This window comes from Spinactinospora alkalitolerans, assembly GCF_013408795.1.
Lineage (GTDB): Bacteria > Actinomycetota > Actinomycetes > Streptosporangiales > Streptosporangiaceae > Spinactinospora > Spinactinospora alkalitolerans.
The window spans coordinates 2,246,193-2,260,135 of sequence record NZ_JACCCC010000001.1 but is presented as its reverse complement, the minus strand read 5'-3'; the positions used below and the strand labels follow the sequence as shown (position 1 = coordinate 2,260,135).

The following is a 13,943-nucleotide window of genomic DNA, read 5'->3' as shown; positions in this document are numbered from 1 at the left end:
GTGCGCGCGAGCCGCCGACGGCACAGCGGATCCGCGCCGTGGAAGTCCCGCCTCGCCCCGCGGACTCGACAGTCGAAGCTCGCTGAGCAGCGGGGCCTTCCGGCGGAGCCGTCCCTCCTCCCCCCGTTCCGGGCCTTCAGTCCTGGGCGAGGTGCTTGAGCCCGCCGGTGACCAGGGTCGGCACGACCTCGCCGATCCGGTCGAAGTCCTCGCCCACGGTCTTGCCCTGGCTGAAGCGGTAGTGGATGCCCTCGAGGATCACCGCGAGCTTGAAGAAGGCGAAGCCCACATACCAGTTGAGCGCGGAGACGTCGCGGCCGGAGCGCTCGGCGTAGCGGGCGACGAGCTCGTCGATCGCCGGGTGGCCGGGCGCCTCCCTGACGTTGCTGACGCCGCTGTCGGCGGGCAGCTCCCTGCTGGTGTAGGCGACCACGAGGGCGAGGTCGGTGAGCGGGTCGCCGAGCGTGGACATCTCCCAGTCGAGCACGGCCGTGATCCGGTCGTCGGTGTCGACCAGGATGTTGTCCAGCCGGTAGTCGCCGTGGACGATCGTGGGCTCGGGGGACTCCGGCAGCGCCGCGGCGAGCCGGGCGTGCAGTTCGTCGATGCCGGGCAGGTCGCGGCTGCGCGAGGCCGCCAGTTGCTTGCTCCAGCGGCGCAACTGGCGCTCCATGAAGCCCTCGGGGCGCCCGAAGTCGGCCAGGCCCACCGACGCCGGGTCGACGGCGTGCAGGTCGACGAGCGTGTCGATCATGGACAGCACGACGGCGCGGGTGCGTTCGGCGCCGAGTTCCCTCAGCTCCTCGCTGGTGCGGTAGGGGGTGCCGGGCACGAAGTCCATGACGTAGAAGCGGGCGCCGATCACGTCGGGGTCCTCGCACAGCAGCACGGTCGGCGGCACCGGGACGTCGGTCCCGGCCAGCGCGGAGATGACGCGGTACTCCCTGGCCATGTCGTGCGCGGTGGGCAGGACGTGGCCCAGCGGCGGCCGGCGCACCACCCAGCGCCGGACGCCGTCGGTGACGGCGTAGGTGAGGTTGGAGCGGCCACCGGCGATGACGTCCGCGGAGAGGTCCCCGCTCACCAGTCCGGGCCGCTCGGCGTCGAGGTGGTCGCGCAGGCGCCGCAGGTCCAGCCCCGGAGGGTTCGTCACAGCCATCAGCTCCTTCCGCCCGCCCGTCGCACCGTGCCGACGGGGGGGGCGTCGTCCTTCGGGCACGCTGACCGACCGGGCGGTATCGCCGGTCGGCCGTAGGCAATATACCTCAGCTCAATTAGGCAAAAAAGCGAGGATTGGCATTGACATACCATCCAGTCGGTTTCACGCTTCGCATAGGGATTTTCGTGACCTGCGACACGTGTCCTCCCATTCGCAGCCCCCTGACCGCTCCCCCCGACTTCCCGGAGGCCAGGCCATGACCGCACAGACACCGCACGATCCGCCGGCCGGCGGCGCCCCCGGCGGCGTCGACACCCGTACCCGGCGCGTCGTCGCCACAGCGGCCGCGGCGACCGCCGCGGTCGAATGGTACGAGTTCTTCGTGTTCAGCGTTGCGGCGGCACTCGTGTTCGGCACGCTGTTCTTCCCCGACTTCAATCCCGTGGCCGGGGTGCTCGCGTCCTTCGCCACGTTCGCCGTGGGCTTCCTGGCCCGACCGCTCGGCGGCATCATCGGCGGCCACCTCGGCGACAAGTACGGCCGCAAGCCGACGCTGGTGTGGGCGCTGCTGGCGATGGGCGCGGCCACCACGCTGATCGGCCTGCTGCCCTCCTACACCGCCATCGGCGTGCTCGCGCCGGTCATCCTGGTGGTGCTGCGCCTGGTGCAGGGCGTCGCCGTGGGCATGCAGTGGGGCGGCGCCGCCCTGCTCGCCACCGAGTACGCCCCGCCCGGCAAGCGCGGCCTCTACGGCAGCCTGGTCCAGATGGGCGTGCCGATCGGGCTGGTCGTCGCCTACGCCGTCTACTTCTCGATCAGCGCCGCCGTCGCCCCCGACGCCTTCCTGGCGTGGGGCTGGCGGGTGCCCTTCCTGATGGGCGCGCTCATCCTGGTGCTGGCCTGGCTGATCCACCGCTACGTCGAGGAGACGCCGGAGTTCCGCGAGGCCGCGGCGGGCAACGCCGAGCCGCGCTCGCCGCTGCGGGAGATCATGCGCTCGCACAAGGTCACCGTGCTGCTGGCCGGCGGGTCGTTCATGGTCAACCACGCGACGTTCTACGTCCTGATCACCGGCATCCTGGACTACGCGACGCGCGAGCTGGCGCTCACCCGCGAATCGGTGCTGCTGGTGGCCCTGGGGCTGAGCGTCTTCCAGCTCCCGCTGATGCCGGCCGCTGCGGCGGTCTCGGACCGGATCGGCCGGATCAAGGTCTACTCCTTCGGCATCATCGGCCTGTTCCTCTGGTCGATCCCGCTGTTCCTCCTGGTCGACACCGCCAACCTCTGGGTCATGGCGATCGGCATGTTCGTCTGCGGCATCTTCCTCAGCATCATGTACGCGCCGCAGGCGGCCCTGTTCGCCGAGCTCTTCGAGCCCGAGGTCCGCTTCACCGGCGCCTCACTGGGCTACCAGCTCAGCTCCGTGGTCGGCGGCGGGTTCGCCCCCTTCGCGATGGTGCTCCTGCTCGACGCCACCGGTTCCTCGCTGTCGGTCTCGTTCTACCTGATGGCCCTGTCGGCCATCGCGCTGCTGTCGGTGTGGATGCTGGTCCGCCGCCGCAACCGCCGCCTGACCACCACGGCCTGACCACCTCGGGCCGGGGTCCCGGACCCCGGCCCGCCGCCGTGCCACCGGTCCGCCTCCTCCCGGGTATCACTCCCGAGGAGTGACCAGGTATGCGCAAGGCCCCGCACCCTCCGGCAGGGTGCGGGGCCTTCGTGTCACAGGATCTACAGCTCGCCGTGCTTCACGGCCTCCAGGAACGCGCTCCACTCTCCAGCCGCGAAGGGGAGATGGCCACGGTCGCGGCTCTTCGTGTCACGCACCGCCGCCACACCGGGCACGTTCTCAGCGACCTCGACGCAGTTCTGACCGTTGGCGCTGTAGCTGGACTTGTGGAACTCGAACTCGCTCTTCATGGGTATCACTCGCGTTCGGCTAGGTAGGGATCTCGGCCTTCACCTGCTCGATGAAGTCCACTGACTGGGACGGTGGCAGCGCCGAGCCGAGCAGATTCCCGTACACGTCGGTGCACCTCTCCAACTGGTGCGGTTCCTCAACGAACAGGCTACTCGCGACCGATTCGGTGAAGGCCAGGCTGGGGTCGAGCGGGTCCGGGAAATGCAGGATCAGGAACGACCCGAGCATCCCCGCGTGCGCGCCCGCAACGAACGGCAGAACACGGATGTCCACATTATGGCGGGTCGCCATGTTGATGAGGTGCTGTAGTTGCTCGGCCATCACGTCGGGACCGCCGACCATGCGCCGCAGCGTGCCCTCGTCGATGATCGCCTGCAACCGGGTGGGATGCACGCCCTCCAGGATGCGCTGCCGCTCCAGCCGCGCTTCGATGTGCCGTTCCACGACGTCCGCGGAGTGCGCCGCGCCTCCCCGGAACGCCGCTTCGATGTAGGCCGGCGTCTCCAGCAGCCCCGGAACGGCCTGCGCTTCGAACGTTTGGATCAGGTTCGCTTCGGCCTCGAAATCCGGGAGCGCGCCGGGCCCGAACACATCCCGGTAGTCGGTCCACCAGCCCCGGTACTTCGCGTCCTTCGCGAGCTGGGTGAGACCTTCCCGGACCGCCGGGTCCTCCACCTCGTACAGGTCCAGAAGGCGTTGGAGGTCGGGGCCGTTGATGCCCTGGTCCGCGCGTTCGATCCGCGTGATCTTGGAGTGCTGCCAGCCCAGTGTCTTCGCCGCGACCGCGCCGGTCATGGCCTCGGCTTCGCGGAGCTTCCTGAGCTCTGAGGCGAGGCGCCTGCGTCGGACGGACGGGCTGTAGGCACGGGGACGTCGCATGCGTCGATGATAGCGCCGCACGCCACTTTTTTCGTAAACTGCGATCTGTAAGGTTGCTAAATAGCAGTTTGCTATTCATGATGGATGTCACCTAGCCATTGGCTAGCGTAGCGACTTCAGTCGCAACCGGGAGTGATATTCGCATGGAACGAGCAACCCCCCACAGTGCTCTGCCCGCTCCGCCGTCCACGTCCCGCCTGCCGCCTGACCACGGCGAGCACTACGCGAAGTTCTGCGCACTCGCGGAGCGCGCCTCGAAGCACGGCATCGAGATCAGCCGCGCGGAACTCCCCACCGGCTACGAGTACGAGGTGCGGATGCCCTGCGGTTCGCGGCACGTCCGCGGGTGGCTCCGCGATGTCCAGGTCCTCGTGGACCAGGCGGCCCGAAGGGCCGGACGGGCCGCCGGCTCCTCCACTCCTGAACGGGAGGCCCGGTGATGGGACGGCGGCGACACTCCCAGGACGCGTGCGCGCGGCTGCTGGAGGTCCGCAACCCGGGCTGGCGGGCGGAATACCGTCCGAGGACGGGCCTGTACCACGCCGCGAGGATCAGCCCGCACGGCGGCGGCCTGGTGCCGCCTTTCCTCGCCCACGCGGACCCGTCAGCAGTGGACGCGGCCATACGGCGGGACGAGGCGCTGACGGGCGAGCTGCGCGCCCGCCTGTACGAACTCCGGGACAAGGGCCTGCTCCCCGATTGGGACGGGCTTCCGCCTCCTATGGAGATGGCCCCACGATCGGCCGTCCGACCTCGTCCTTCCTTTCCTGGACGGGAATCCCGCAGACACCATCCGACGCTCAGCGAGCCGTCGGACGTCGGACGTTAACCACTCCTTGCTCGCGTGACCACACACGGACAACCGGACGGAATAGGCCTCCGGCCGGGAATGCCCTATCCGACCCCGAAGAAGGGACACCCCCATGGAACCCACGCTCAACGACCTGTTCGTCGACGAAGAGACCCTGACGACCCTGGACGACGCCGAGGAGTACACCAAGAAGGACGGCTCCTCCGACCAGCCCACCAAATACGACGAAATGTAATCCGACGACCACAGGACAGACGAGGGCGGACACATGCAGTGTCCGCCCTCCACCGTCGAAACAGGGAGTCGAGCGTGTTCAAACTCCGCATCAGCCACACCGACATCGGCACACCACTGGAATGGGACTCCGCCGGTCGCTGGACTACCGGAGGGTCCTGGATCGAGCCGTTCACCCATCCAGTCCTCGAATACGGGATGACAGTCCGTGGCTCCGACGGGTGCGCGCTCATCGTCAACCGGGAACGAGTCCGCAGCACCCGGACCTGGTGCAACATCCCGGCAAACGAGACCGTCAGCGATGCCGTCTACGTCCGGCGTCTGGCCGAAGCCCGGGCGTGGCCGCTCGGGTTCGTCTTCATCGAACACGGCCCCGAGGCGTTACAGATCACCGCAAGCTCGTGGGGTACGGCCCCCATACACCTGACCGCGCCAAGTGGGACGCTGTACGGCTCATGGAACCTGCTCGACCTGGTACCGCACATCGACCCGCGGTCGTTCAACGGCGCGGAGGTGGTGCGCTTCCTCACCTACACGCCGCACTACTCCGCCCAGACGCCACTGGCTGATGTTGCCACGGTGACCGAACGTGCCACCGCCACCTACAGCCACGAAGGACTGCGGATCGACTATCCCGAGCCGGGCCTGCATGCCCTACCGCGCGTCCTCAAACCCGGCGCCGATCCCGTGGCGTTCTTCGAACACGAGTTGGCCCGTGTCATCGACCGGTGGGATTTCACTCCCGACACCGCTGTCGCCGATGTCTCCGGGGGAATGGATTCGGCCAACGTCGCTCTCACCCTCGCCCGGCTTCACCCCGGCCGGGTGGCGACCGGCGCCATGATGCTCGCCGGAGACCACGGGCACCAGCAGGTCCGGCGGCGCACGGAACTCCTGCGTTCCGGATTCTCCACCGACTATCGGCTCGCCATGATGGACCATCTCCCGTTCGCGCCCGGCGGCCCGCGCGCCCGCGGTGAAAGATTCGATCCGAAGGAAGACCCCTACGCTGAAGCACGAAACTTACTCCTCGACGCCTACGCCGCCGACGGCAAGACGGTGGTGTTCACCGGGCTCGGCGGCGACGAGGCGATGAAGGTCCGCAGCACTGAGATCACGCCCGGCCCGCACCCAACGCCGTCCCCACTGCACCTCAACAGCGGCATACCGGCGTTCCTCGGCGAGCACGGCCGGCGGCTTCTACCGTCCCGCTTTGATGGCGTCGCGCCCATCGGCCCCACCCTGTGGTCGATCCTGGAATGCTTCTCCGCCCTATACCCGCACTACATGGAACGCGGCCTGTGGCCGATCAACCCGCTCGCCGCACCCGAGATCGTCCGCCTGGCCGAATCCCTGCCCGCCGAGTGGCGGACGCGCAAACGCCTGCTGCGCGACCGGCTGCACCGCTGCGGCTTCTCCGACGACGTCGTCCACCCGCGGCTGCCGGAGAATTTCCAGCACATCCTTGACACCGCGATGCGCCGCCACGGCATCCCCATGCTCGAAATGCTCCTCGACGGCGGCGCGTGGCTCGTGCAGGACGGTTACCTGGACGAGGCCGAACTGAGCCGGGCCGCCCGCGTCTTCGCCAGAACGGGCGACCGCACGTTCGACGTGTATCGGCCGCTGATGCTGGAGACGGGCCTGCGTCGCCTCAACGGCCGGTCGGTACCGCAACCGCAAGATCGGGCTGGAGCTCGGCGGGACGGGCCATGATGTAGGCGGTGCGGCCGCGCCGTTCCAGCTCGCGCAGCAGCGTCCAGCCCTGCACCTGGCAGTAGTAGCGCATCAGGCCCTGCTCGAACGCACCGCGCCGCACGCTGGTTCTCCCCGAGCGGGCGGCGTGGTCCAGCGCCCACCGGGCGATCACGAACCCGAGCCGTCGCCCCTCACTGGGCATGGTCCACGTGGAGGCCAGAAACAACGCAGGTTCGGCCCGCTCCGTTTCGGTGAACGCCCATTCCGGGGACTCATCGAACACCGTCGTGCAGCCGAGGACACCACCGTCTTGGACCAGGACCCACACGAGGAACTCGGGATCGCCGGCCTGCCTCGCGATGGTGTCGGCTGCGCCTTCGAAGAACCGCAGACCCCGCTCACTCATCCACGCGGTGCGGGCACCGATCATCGCGGCGATACCGTCCCGGTCACCGGTGTCAGCCGACCGTATCCACAGCATCTGCCCTCCCCATCACTTTGGCTCCCACTAGATTAAGGTCACCACTCTTTGGGACGCAGGGAGCAGGGGATCGGCTATCTCTCCCTGGAGGCGCCGGACGGCTCCTGGGCCGAGATCGAGATCGAGCCGGCCGGCGGCCCGTATCGCGTGGACCAGGGCGGCCCTCGGCGGCTGTGGGATCTCGTCGAGGACGCCCACTCCTGGTGGACCGACGCCGGAAAGCCGGACTGGTCCGCGTTCGGCGTGACCGTCACACCCGAAGACCAGCACGCCTGGTACGAAACCCCGGACAGCGCCCACCGGTGGTCGCTGTAGCCTTCTCGGCCGAGTCGCCCGCCGCGCGGAGCTCACACGGCCGGTTTCGAGGACGACCCCGCCCCCGGGGCTCCGGCCCGCCGCCGTGCCACCGATCCGCCTCCTCCCGGGTATCACTCCCGAGGAGTGACCAGGTACGCGCAAGGCCCCGCACCCTCCGGCAGGGTGCGGGGCTTCCTTTGCTGTTGCGGTCCTACCGTGCATCGTCCCGTGACAAAGTAGGAACCCCGTGAGGAAAGGACCTGCCGTGACCGCGCCCCCCACTGCTGACCCGATCCGGCTCCTCGTTGTCGACGACCACGCGTTCTTCCGCCGCGGCCTCGTCTCCGTCCTGGAGGAGGAACCCGACATCGACCTGGCCGGGGAGGCCGGAGACGGCATCGACGCGGTTCGGCTCGCCGAGGAGCTGACGCCCGACGTCGTGTTGATGGACGTTCAGATGCCGGGCATGTCGGGAATCGACGCCTGCGCCAAGGTGAAAGCGGCCGTACCGTCCGCGAAGATCGTGATGCTCACCATCTCCGACGAGGAGGAGCATCTCTTCGACGCGATCAAGGCCGGCGCGACCGGGTATCTGCTGAAGTCGGTCGCGATCGACGAGCTCCCGGACGCGGTGCGGGCCGTGCGCGACGGGCAGTCGTTCATCAACCCGTCGATGGCGACGAAGCTGATCGGGGAGTTCGCGGCGCTCGCGCGGAAGGAGCATCAGCGGCCCCGTGAGATGCCGAATCCGCAGCTGACGGGGAGGGAGACGGAGGTGCTGAAGGAGATCGCTCGGGGCTTGTCGAATCGGGATATCGCACGGGTGCTGCACATTTCGGAGAACACGGTGAAGAACCATGTGCGGAACATCTTGGAGAAGCTCCAGCTGCATACGCGGATGGAGGCGGCGATGTGGGCGATCCGGGAGCACGTGCTGGAATGATCCGGTGCCGGTTCCCGACCGGCGGGTCAGGTTCGGGCTCTCCACGTGACTGACTGAGCTTTGACGACTGCGTTCGTGGGACAGGGGTGGGATTTCCAGGGCTCGAACCCGCTATGCCGCCGACGCTACGCGCACTGCGACAGCCACTCCCCTGTGCGAACTCGATCGTCAGACACCAGTGAGGGAGCGGCCGCAGCGGTCGGCGGAAACGGCGGGGCGCAGACGGCGGCGGCACCGGATCCGCGGCTATCGCCGCGCCTACGATCAGCGCGGCGATATTGACGTTCCTGCTCCTGAACGCCATCGCATACGGCGAGGTCACCGGCCCGACGACCTTCTACGCCGCTGCCGCAGCCGTGTTCTCCGGGAACATGGAGCGACTCCAGGACACGCATCCGCCGCCTGCCACGGTGAAGACGTTCCCGGCCTGAAGCGGTGGAGTCCCATTCCCCATGGGGCTCCGCGGCGCGCCGCCGCCCGGCCGAGGCCGGGTTCAGGTCTGCGGCGCTCCCGGGCGCAGGGCGTCGAGGAGCAGGCGGGCGTAGTGGCCGCCGACGTCGGTGGCCGACCACTCCCCCTCGGGCCGGTACCAGGTGCTGAGGTGGTGCACCGAGCCGAAGTAGAAGTCCACCACGATGTCGGCGGGCACGCGGTCGGTGAAGACGCCGGCCTGCTGCCCCTCGATGACCATCGAGCGGAACAGCTCGTGGTAGCGCCTGCGCTCGTTCCGGACCTCGCGCTGCTTGCGCGCGCTCAACTGGTGCAGCGACCGGAAGAAGATGGTGGTGTCGTCGAGGTTGGCGATCGAGGTGACCACGACGTCGGCCGCCGCCTCGCCGAGGCGCTCGGAGACCGCGCCCGGCCCCGACGCGATGCGCTCCAGGCGGGTCATCTGCATCCGCAGCACGCGGGTGTAGATCTCGGCGAGCAGGTCGTCCTTGGAGTCGAAGTAGTGGTACATCGCCCCCTTGGTCACCCCGGCGGTGTCCACGATCTCCTGGACCGAGGTCCGGTCGAAGCCCTTCTCTGCGAACAGCCGGGTGGCCACCGCCAGCAACCGGCGGGGGACCGATCCTTCACTTCCGGCGGGGTCGGTGGCGGCGGGGTCCGCGGCCGGGTTGGCCGGCGTGCCGCGTCCCCGGCCGCCGCGGGCGCGGACGGCCACGGCGAAGCCTCTCTTCACGCGTCGAAAAGGACGGAGGGCCGGCGGGCCCTCGCCCGGTCCCCGCTGGTACGGGGCCGGTTCCACGATAGACGCCCCGTCAGGGCTCGGAGCCGTTCGCGCTCCGGCCGGAACATGCCACCCCATAAGACCAACTGGTCGGTTTGTTCGGGGCGGACGAACGGCTTCCGCATGCTCTGGACATGAGCACCACGGGAGACGGTGCCGGCGGAAGGCTCCTCCGCCGGCAACGGACCGTCACGGCCGGCGGAGGCCCGCTACGACCCCGTCCGGTCTCTCCGGTCGTCCCACCAGTTGCCCGTTGTGCCCCCGCTGTCCATCGACGTGTCCCAGGTGCTCGTCGAGGCGTCCCAGTCGTTCGTCGAAGTGTCCCAGGTGCTCGACGTGCTCGACGTGCTCGAACCGTTCCAACTGTTCCACTCGTCCTCGGAATCGTGTTCGCACCTCATGCGCTGATCGGCATACGTCCGCAGTCCGAGCGAACCGACCGACAGCCCCGAGGGCCCATCGGCCTGCTCCCGCAGCGCGATCGAACCGATCGCCACCCCCAAGGGCCCCAGGTTGAGGATCTCCTCGGTGTCGTCGAGGTCCTCGCGGGGCACCGTGCACGTCACCATCCCCTGCGGCGTCCACATATGGAACTCGTAGTTCTCGTCCTCTTCGCCGAGCTTCACCTTGATCGTCAAGGGCGATTCATCGTCCTGGTTCCAGAACGGCCCCTGGAACGGCCCCTGGAACGGCCCGGGAGGCGGCGCCTCCAGAGCATGCGCGGGAACGCCGGGCAGCGCCACCCCCACCCCCAGACCGGCGACGACCATCGCCCTGCCGACGGCACGCAACATTGCTGACTCCTTCGTTGTGGTTCTGCGTGGAGCACGCGATCCGCCTGCCCCCTTCGCTGCGACCCACGGTCGCTACTGTACGAAGTAACCCAAATACACTCAGTGATGCATGCGTCGGTGATCGAGCGCCGAATTCCGGTAAACATCCGAAAAACCCCGTGCCCGGTCCGGTCCTCCACGCGCGACGGCCACTCCCCGCACACAGGGAGTGGCCGTCGGCCGCCGGCCGACCCGGTCCGCTCTGCAGGCGGCCCGGGCCCCGGCGTCAGTCCGCTGAGCTCTCCAGCCTCTCGACGCTGGCCCCGTCGGGGCCGGCCTCGTACCGGACCTGCTCATAACGCACATTGCCGTCGTCGTCGACGACGCTGCGCACGCCGTAGAGAACGGCGCCGTCAGCGTCGGCGCTGCCGAAGGTGTGCTTGAAAAAGGCATCGGCCATGGCCGCGGCCGGCGCCGAGATCACCAGAGCCGGTACCGCGATGCCGATGACGGCGGCGCGCTGCAGAGTCGTCTTCACGTCCTTGGTTCCTTTCGACGGGTCACAACTCACGATGGTGGATGGTGACTCCGGGTGACGGGACCGTGGCGCCGACACGCCGCGCATCGGGGCCATGGGCGAGGTCCCGCCTCCCCAGGGACGGGACCTCGACGCGCGCCGGCCCGGATGCCGGAAAACGGTCGGCGCGCCTCCGCTCACGATCGCGGATCGGATGGGACATCCGGATTCCGCGCGACCCGTTTCTAGTCGGCGCTGCTCTCGACGCCGTAGGAGACGGCACCGTCAGGGCCGGCGGCCTCGACCGACTTCTCGTAGAAGACGCCGCCGTTGTCGCCGTTGTCGCCGTCCTTGCGGTCGCCGTTCCAGTCGTCGCCGTTGGCGCCGCTCTCGACCTCGTAGGAGATCGCCCCGTCGTGCCCCGCGGCCTTGAAGTGCTCGTTGTAGAAGACGTCGGCCATCGCGGCGGCCGGCACCGAGAGCGCGAGTGCGGGCGCGGCGACGCCGACGACGGCGATGCGGCACAGAGTCTTCCTCATTGCGTTTCCCTCTCCTCTAATGGCTGCCTGACGCTCCGCCAGGTCCGGATTCGGAGGCTCGCTCGCCTGCAACACGAACTCGGTCGGGTTGGGCGAGGCCACCGATTCACAGTCCTCCAGATACCCGAGCCACCCACCCGAAAACAGACCGTAGTCACTTAATAGCTAAAAGTAATCAATCGAGGAGATGGACTGGAATTTACCGTCCCGATGACAACCCGAACCGAAGCCGGCGCACGCGAAGGGGCGCTAGACCCACCCGGCGTCGTGGGCGAGAATCGCGGCCTGGACCCGGTTGGTCATGTCCAGCTTCGCCAGGATCCGGCTGACGTGCGCCTTGACCGTGGCCTCCCGCATTCCCAGTTCGCGGCCCGCCTCGGCGTTGGACATGCCGCGGGCCACCGCGACCAGCACCGCGCCCTCCCGGTCGCTGAGCGCCTCCAGGCGCCTGGCCGCGGCGCCGGCGGTGCCGGATGCCGGGGCGGCGAAACGCTCCAGCATGCGCCGGGTGACGCTGGGCGCGAGCATCGCGTTGCCCCCGTGGATGGTGCGCACCGCGCCGATGAGGTCGCGCGGCGGGGTGTCCTTGAGCAGGAAGCCGACCGCGCCGGCGCGCAGCGCCCGATGCACGTACTCGTCCAGGTCGAACGTTGTCAGCAGGACGATCTTGGGCGGATCGGGCAGCGTGGCCAGCTCGGCCGCCGCGGCGAGCCCGTCGACCCCGGGCATCCGGATGTCGAGCAGGATCACGGAGGGGTCCAGCTCCCTGGCGAGCCGCACCGCGGCGGCCCCGTCGGAGCCCTCCCCCACGACCTCGATGTCCTCCGCGGAGTCGAGGATCATCCGCAGTCCCGAGCGCACCAGTTGCTCGTCATCGACCAAGACGACCCGGATCACGTCTCCCCCGCCTGCTCGGCACCGATTCCGGCGCCGCCCCGCGGCGACGCCTCCACCACGGGCAAGATAGCGCGAACCTGCCACGCCCCGTCCGGGTACGGCCCCGCCGAGAGGCTCCCACCGGCCAGCGCCACCCGCTCGCGCAGCCCGGCCAGGCCGTAGCCGCTGCTGGGAGGGGACTCCCGCGGCGCGTTCCCGCCGGGCCGCGGGGGTTCGTTGGTGACCACGGCCTCCAGGTCGCGCTCGCCGTAGTCGACGCGGACCGCGACGGGACTCCCCGGCGCGTGCTTGGCCGCGTTGGTCAGCGCCTCCTGGACGACCCGGTAGGCGGTGCGCTCCACCTGCGCGGCGAGCGCGCGCGGCGTTCCGGTGGTGCTCCACTCCACCCACATTCCCGCGGCGCGCGAGCCGCCGATGAGCCCGGCGAGATCGGAGAGCATCGGCTGCGGGGCCGTCGGCGCCCGGCCGTGCGCGTCCTCGCGCAGCACACCGAGGATCTCGCGCAGCTCGGCCAGCGCCTCGCGCCCCGTGGTGCGGATCAGCCCCGCCGTCTCGGCGCTCCTGTCGTCGGCGGCGGAGACCTCCAGGCCGCCGGCGTGCAGCACCATCAGACTCACCCGGTGGGCGACGACGTCGTGCATCTCGCGGGCGATGCGGCTGCGCTCGGCGGTGATGGCGTGCTCGGCCATGAGGTGCTGCTCGCGCTCCAGCCGCTCGGCGCGCTCCCGCAGGTTGACGATGAGCTGGCGGCGGGTGCCCGCCCACAGCCCGGCGAGCAGCGGCAGCACCAGGGTGAGGAGGATGACGGAGACGATCGTCTCCGGTTCGGGGACGCCCCAGAAGCCGAGGAGGATCGCGACGGTCGCGAGCCCGGTCCAGGCGGCGAGCCTGCGCCGGTCGCCGAACCATGCGGCGTAGCTGTAGATCCCCAGGGTGATGGGGAAGATGTTGCCGAACAGCGCCAGCACCGCGACGCTGAGGCCGAGCAGCCATACCGGCCGGGTGCGGCGGTACATCGTGGCGATCGCGAACAGGACCGGGACGGCGAGCAGCGCCGGCACCGCAAGGAGGCTCTCCGGGAACGGGGCTCCCAGGCCCTCCTTGACCAGTCCGACGCCCGGTGACGCGGTGCCGATCGCGACGAACGGGAAGTAGAACAGCGCGTAGCAGGCGTCGGCGATCCGGTGGCGCCGGTCCCAGCCCCGGCGCCACGCGTCCCGTACCCTCCCGGTCGCTCTCCACCCCATGAGGCGGAGTCTACGGCGGCAAAAAAGATGCCAAAACCGCTGGTAGACGCCCCTTTACCGGCATCGACTCTCGTCGGTGCGGCGGGTCGGCGCAGGTGAGAACGGCCACCGCGACCGCATCCGGCTCCCATGGGCGCGCCCGGCACCGACTTTCGTCGGTGCCGGGCATCGGCCGTCCTCGACGATCGTCCCCGCCCGGCTGCCATTCGGTCATGGCCGGAATCGGCTGCGCGGCCGAGGATCCGGCCGTCCCGGCGGCCCTAGCGTTGTCCCCGGCCGGAGCGGACGGCGACCAGCGCCCGCTCCTCCCGACGAA

17 protein-coding genes are annotated in these 13,943 nt (G+C 69.4%); 7 read left to right on the top strand and 10 right to left on the bottom strand.

Going from position 1 to position 13,943, the window contains the following annotated elements:
- Window positions 1–136 precede the first annotated feature (136 nt).
- Entirely contained in the window at window positions 137–1,159 is a 1,023-nt protein-coding gene (locus tag HDA32_RS09955; RefSeq protein ID WP_179642917.1) for a phosphotransferase family protein, read from the bottom strand.
- Between the two features lie 256 nt (window positions 1,160–1,415).
- Between HDA32_RS09955 and HDA32_RS09950 the strand changes: the two genes are divergently transcribed.
- Window positions 1,416–2,747 carry an MFS transporter gene (locus HDA32_RS09950; RefSeq protein WP_179642916.1) on the top strand — a complete coding sequence of 444 codons (1,332 nt, stop codon included), beginning with the start codon at window positions 1,416–1,418 and terminating at the stop codon, window positions 2,745–2,747.
- Window positions 2,748–2,890: 143 nt separating this feature from the next.
- Here the strand turns inward: HDA32_RS09950 and HDA32_RS09945 are convergent, their stop codons facing one another.
- Together HDA32_RS09945 and HDA32_RS09940 are read right to left on the bottom strand one after the other, a co-directional pair.
- Window positions 2,891–3,079 (bottom strand): DUF397 domain-containing protein, encoded by a 189-nt coding sequence (locus tag HDA32_RS09945; protein WP_179642915.1) that lies wholly within the window; start codon window positions 3,077–3,079, stop codon window positions 2,891–2,893.
- Between the two features lie 19 nt (window positions 3,080–3,098).
- Window positions 3,099–3,959, bottom strand: coding sequence for a helix-turn-helix domain-containing protein (locus HDA32_RS09940; RefSeq protein WP_179646591.1), 861 nt, complete (start codon window positions 3,957–3,959; stop codon window positions 3,099–3,101).
- 143 nt (window positions 3,960–4,102) lie between these two features.
- On the opposite strand from HDA32_RS09940, the gene HDA32_RS09935 reads away from it, so the two are divergent.
- The 3 genes from HDA32_RS09935 to HDA32_RS09930 all read left to right on the top strand — a co-directional run bounded on the left by HDA32_RS09935 (window position 4,103) and on the right by HDA32_RS09930 (window position 6,720).
- Entirely contained in the window at window positions 4,103–4,399 is a 297-nt protein-coding gene (locus HDA32_RS09935) for a hypothetical protein (protein WP_179642914.1), read from the top strand.
- A gap of 483 nt (window positions 4,400–4,882) precedes the next feature.
- The gene (locus HDA32_RS31365; RefSeq protein ID WP_281370378.1) at window positions 4,883–5,005 is read left to right on the top strand and encodes a hypothetical protein; all 123 of its coding nucleotides are present in this window, start codon (window positions 4,883–4,885) and stop codon (window positions 5,003–5,005) included.
- Between the two features lie 38 nt (window positions 5,006–5,043).
- Window positions 5,044–6,720, top strand: coding sequence for a hypothetical protein (locus tag HDA32_RS09930; RefSeq protein WP_179642913.1), 1,677 nt, complete (start codon window positions 5,044–5,046; stop codon window positions 6,718–6,720).
- Here HDA32_RS09930 and HDA32_RS09925 read toward each other — a convergent pair.
- On the bottom strand, window positions 6,659–7,183 hold the full coding sequence (locus HDA32_RS09925; protein WP_179642912.1) for a GNAT family N-acetyltransferase: 525 nt from the start codon (window positions 7,181–7,183) through the stop codon (window positions 6,659–6,661). The two genes, HDA32_RS09930 and HDA32_RS09925, sit on opposite strands and share 62 nt — an antisense overlap.
- Window positions 7,184–7,231: 48 nt before the next feature.
- On the opposite strand from HDA32_RS09925, the gene HDA32_RS09920 reads away from it, so the two are divergent.
- The 3 genes from HDA32_RS09920 (at window position 7,232) to HDA32_RS09910 (ending at window position 8,854) form a co-directional block, all read left to right on the top strand.
- Window positions 7,232–7,498 carry a hypothetical protein gene (locus HDA32_RS09920; protein ID WP_179642911.1) on the top strand — a complete coding sequence of 89 codons (267 nt, stop codon included), beginning with the start codon at window positions 7,232–7,234 and terminating at the stop codon, window positions 7,496–7,498.
- Between the two features lie 247 nt (window positions 7,499–7,745).
- A complete protein-coding gene (locus HDA32_RS09915) occupies window positions 7,746–8,423 on the top strand; it encodes a response regulator (protein WP_312863118.1) in 678 nt (225 codons plus the stop codon).
- A gap of 278 nt (window positions 8,424–8,701) precedes the next feature.
- Window positions 8,702–8,854, top strand: a complete 153-nt coding sequence (locus HDA32_RS09910; RefSeq protein WP_179642909.1) for a hypothetical protein — start codon at window positions 8,702–8,704, stop codon at window positions 8,852–8,854.
- A gap of 62 nt (window positions 8,855–8,916) precedes the next feature.
- Here HDA32_RS09910 and HDA32_RS09905 read toward each other — a convergent pair whose 3' ends face one another.
- The 6 genes from HDA32_RS09905 to HDA32_RS09880 all read right to left on the bottom strand — a co-directional run bounded on the left by HDA32_RS09905 (window position 8,917) and on the right by HDA32_RS09880 (window position 13,627).
- A complete protein-coding gene (locus HDA32_RS09905) occupies window positions 8,917–9,480 on the bottom strand; it encodes a TetR/AcrR family transcriptional regulator (RefSeq protein ID WP_218882952.1) in 564 nt (187 codons plus the stop codon).
- 383 nt (window positions 9,481–9,863) lie between these two features.
- The gene (locus HDA32_RS09900; protein WP_179642908.1) at window positions 9,864–10,448 is read right to left on the bottom strand and encodes a hypothetical protein; all 585 of its coding nucleotides are present in this window, start codon (window positions 10,446–10,448) and stop codon (window positions 9,864–9,866) included.
- 265 nt (window positions 10,449–10,713) lie between these two features.
- The gene (locus HDA32_RS09895) at window positions 10,714–10,965 is read right to left on the bottom strand and encodes a hypothetical protein (RefSeq protein ID WP_179642907.1); all 252 of its coding nucleotides are present in this window, start codon (window positions 10,963–10,965) and stop codon (window positions 10,714–10,716) included.
- A 224-nt stretch (window positions 10,966–11,189) separates the two neighbouring features.
- Window positions 11,190–11,483, bottom strand: coding sequence for a hypothetical protein (locus tag HDA32_RS09890; protein ID WP_179642906.1), 294 nt, complete (start codon window positions 11,481–11,483; stop codon window positions 11,190–11,192).
- A 249-nt stretch (window positions 11,484–11,732) separates the two neighbouring features.
- Window positions 11,733–12,380, bottom strand: coding sequence for a response regulator (locus tag HDA32_RS09885; RefSeq protein ID WP_179642905.1), 648 nt, complete (start codon window positions 12,378–12,380; stop codon window positions 11,733–11,735).
- Window positions 12,377–13,627, bottom strand: a complete 1,251-nt coding sequence (locus HDA32_RS09880; RefSeq protein WP_179642904.1) for a sensor histidine kinase — start codon at window positions 13,625–13,627, stop codon at window positions 12,377–12,379. The genes HDA32_RS09885 and HDA32_RS09880 overlap by 4 nt, the downstream gene beginning before the upstream one ends.
- Between the last annotated feature and the right edge of the window lie 316 nt (window positions 13,628–13,943).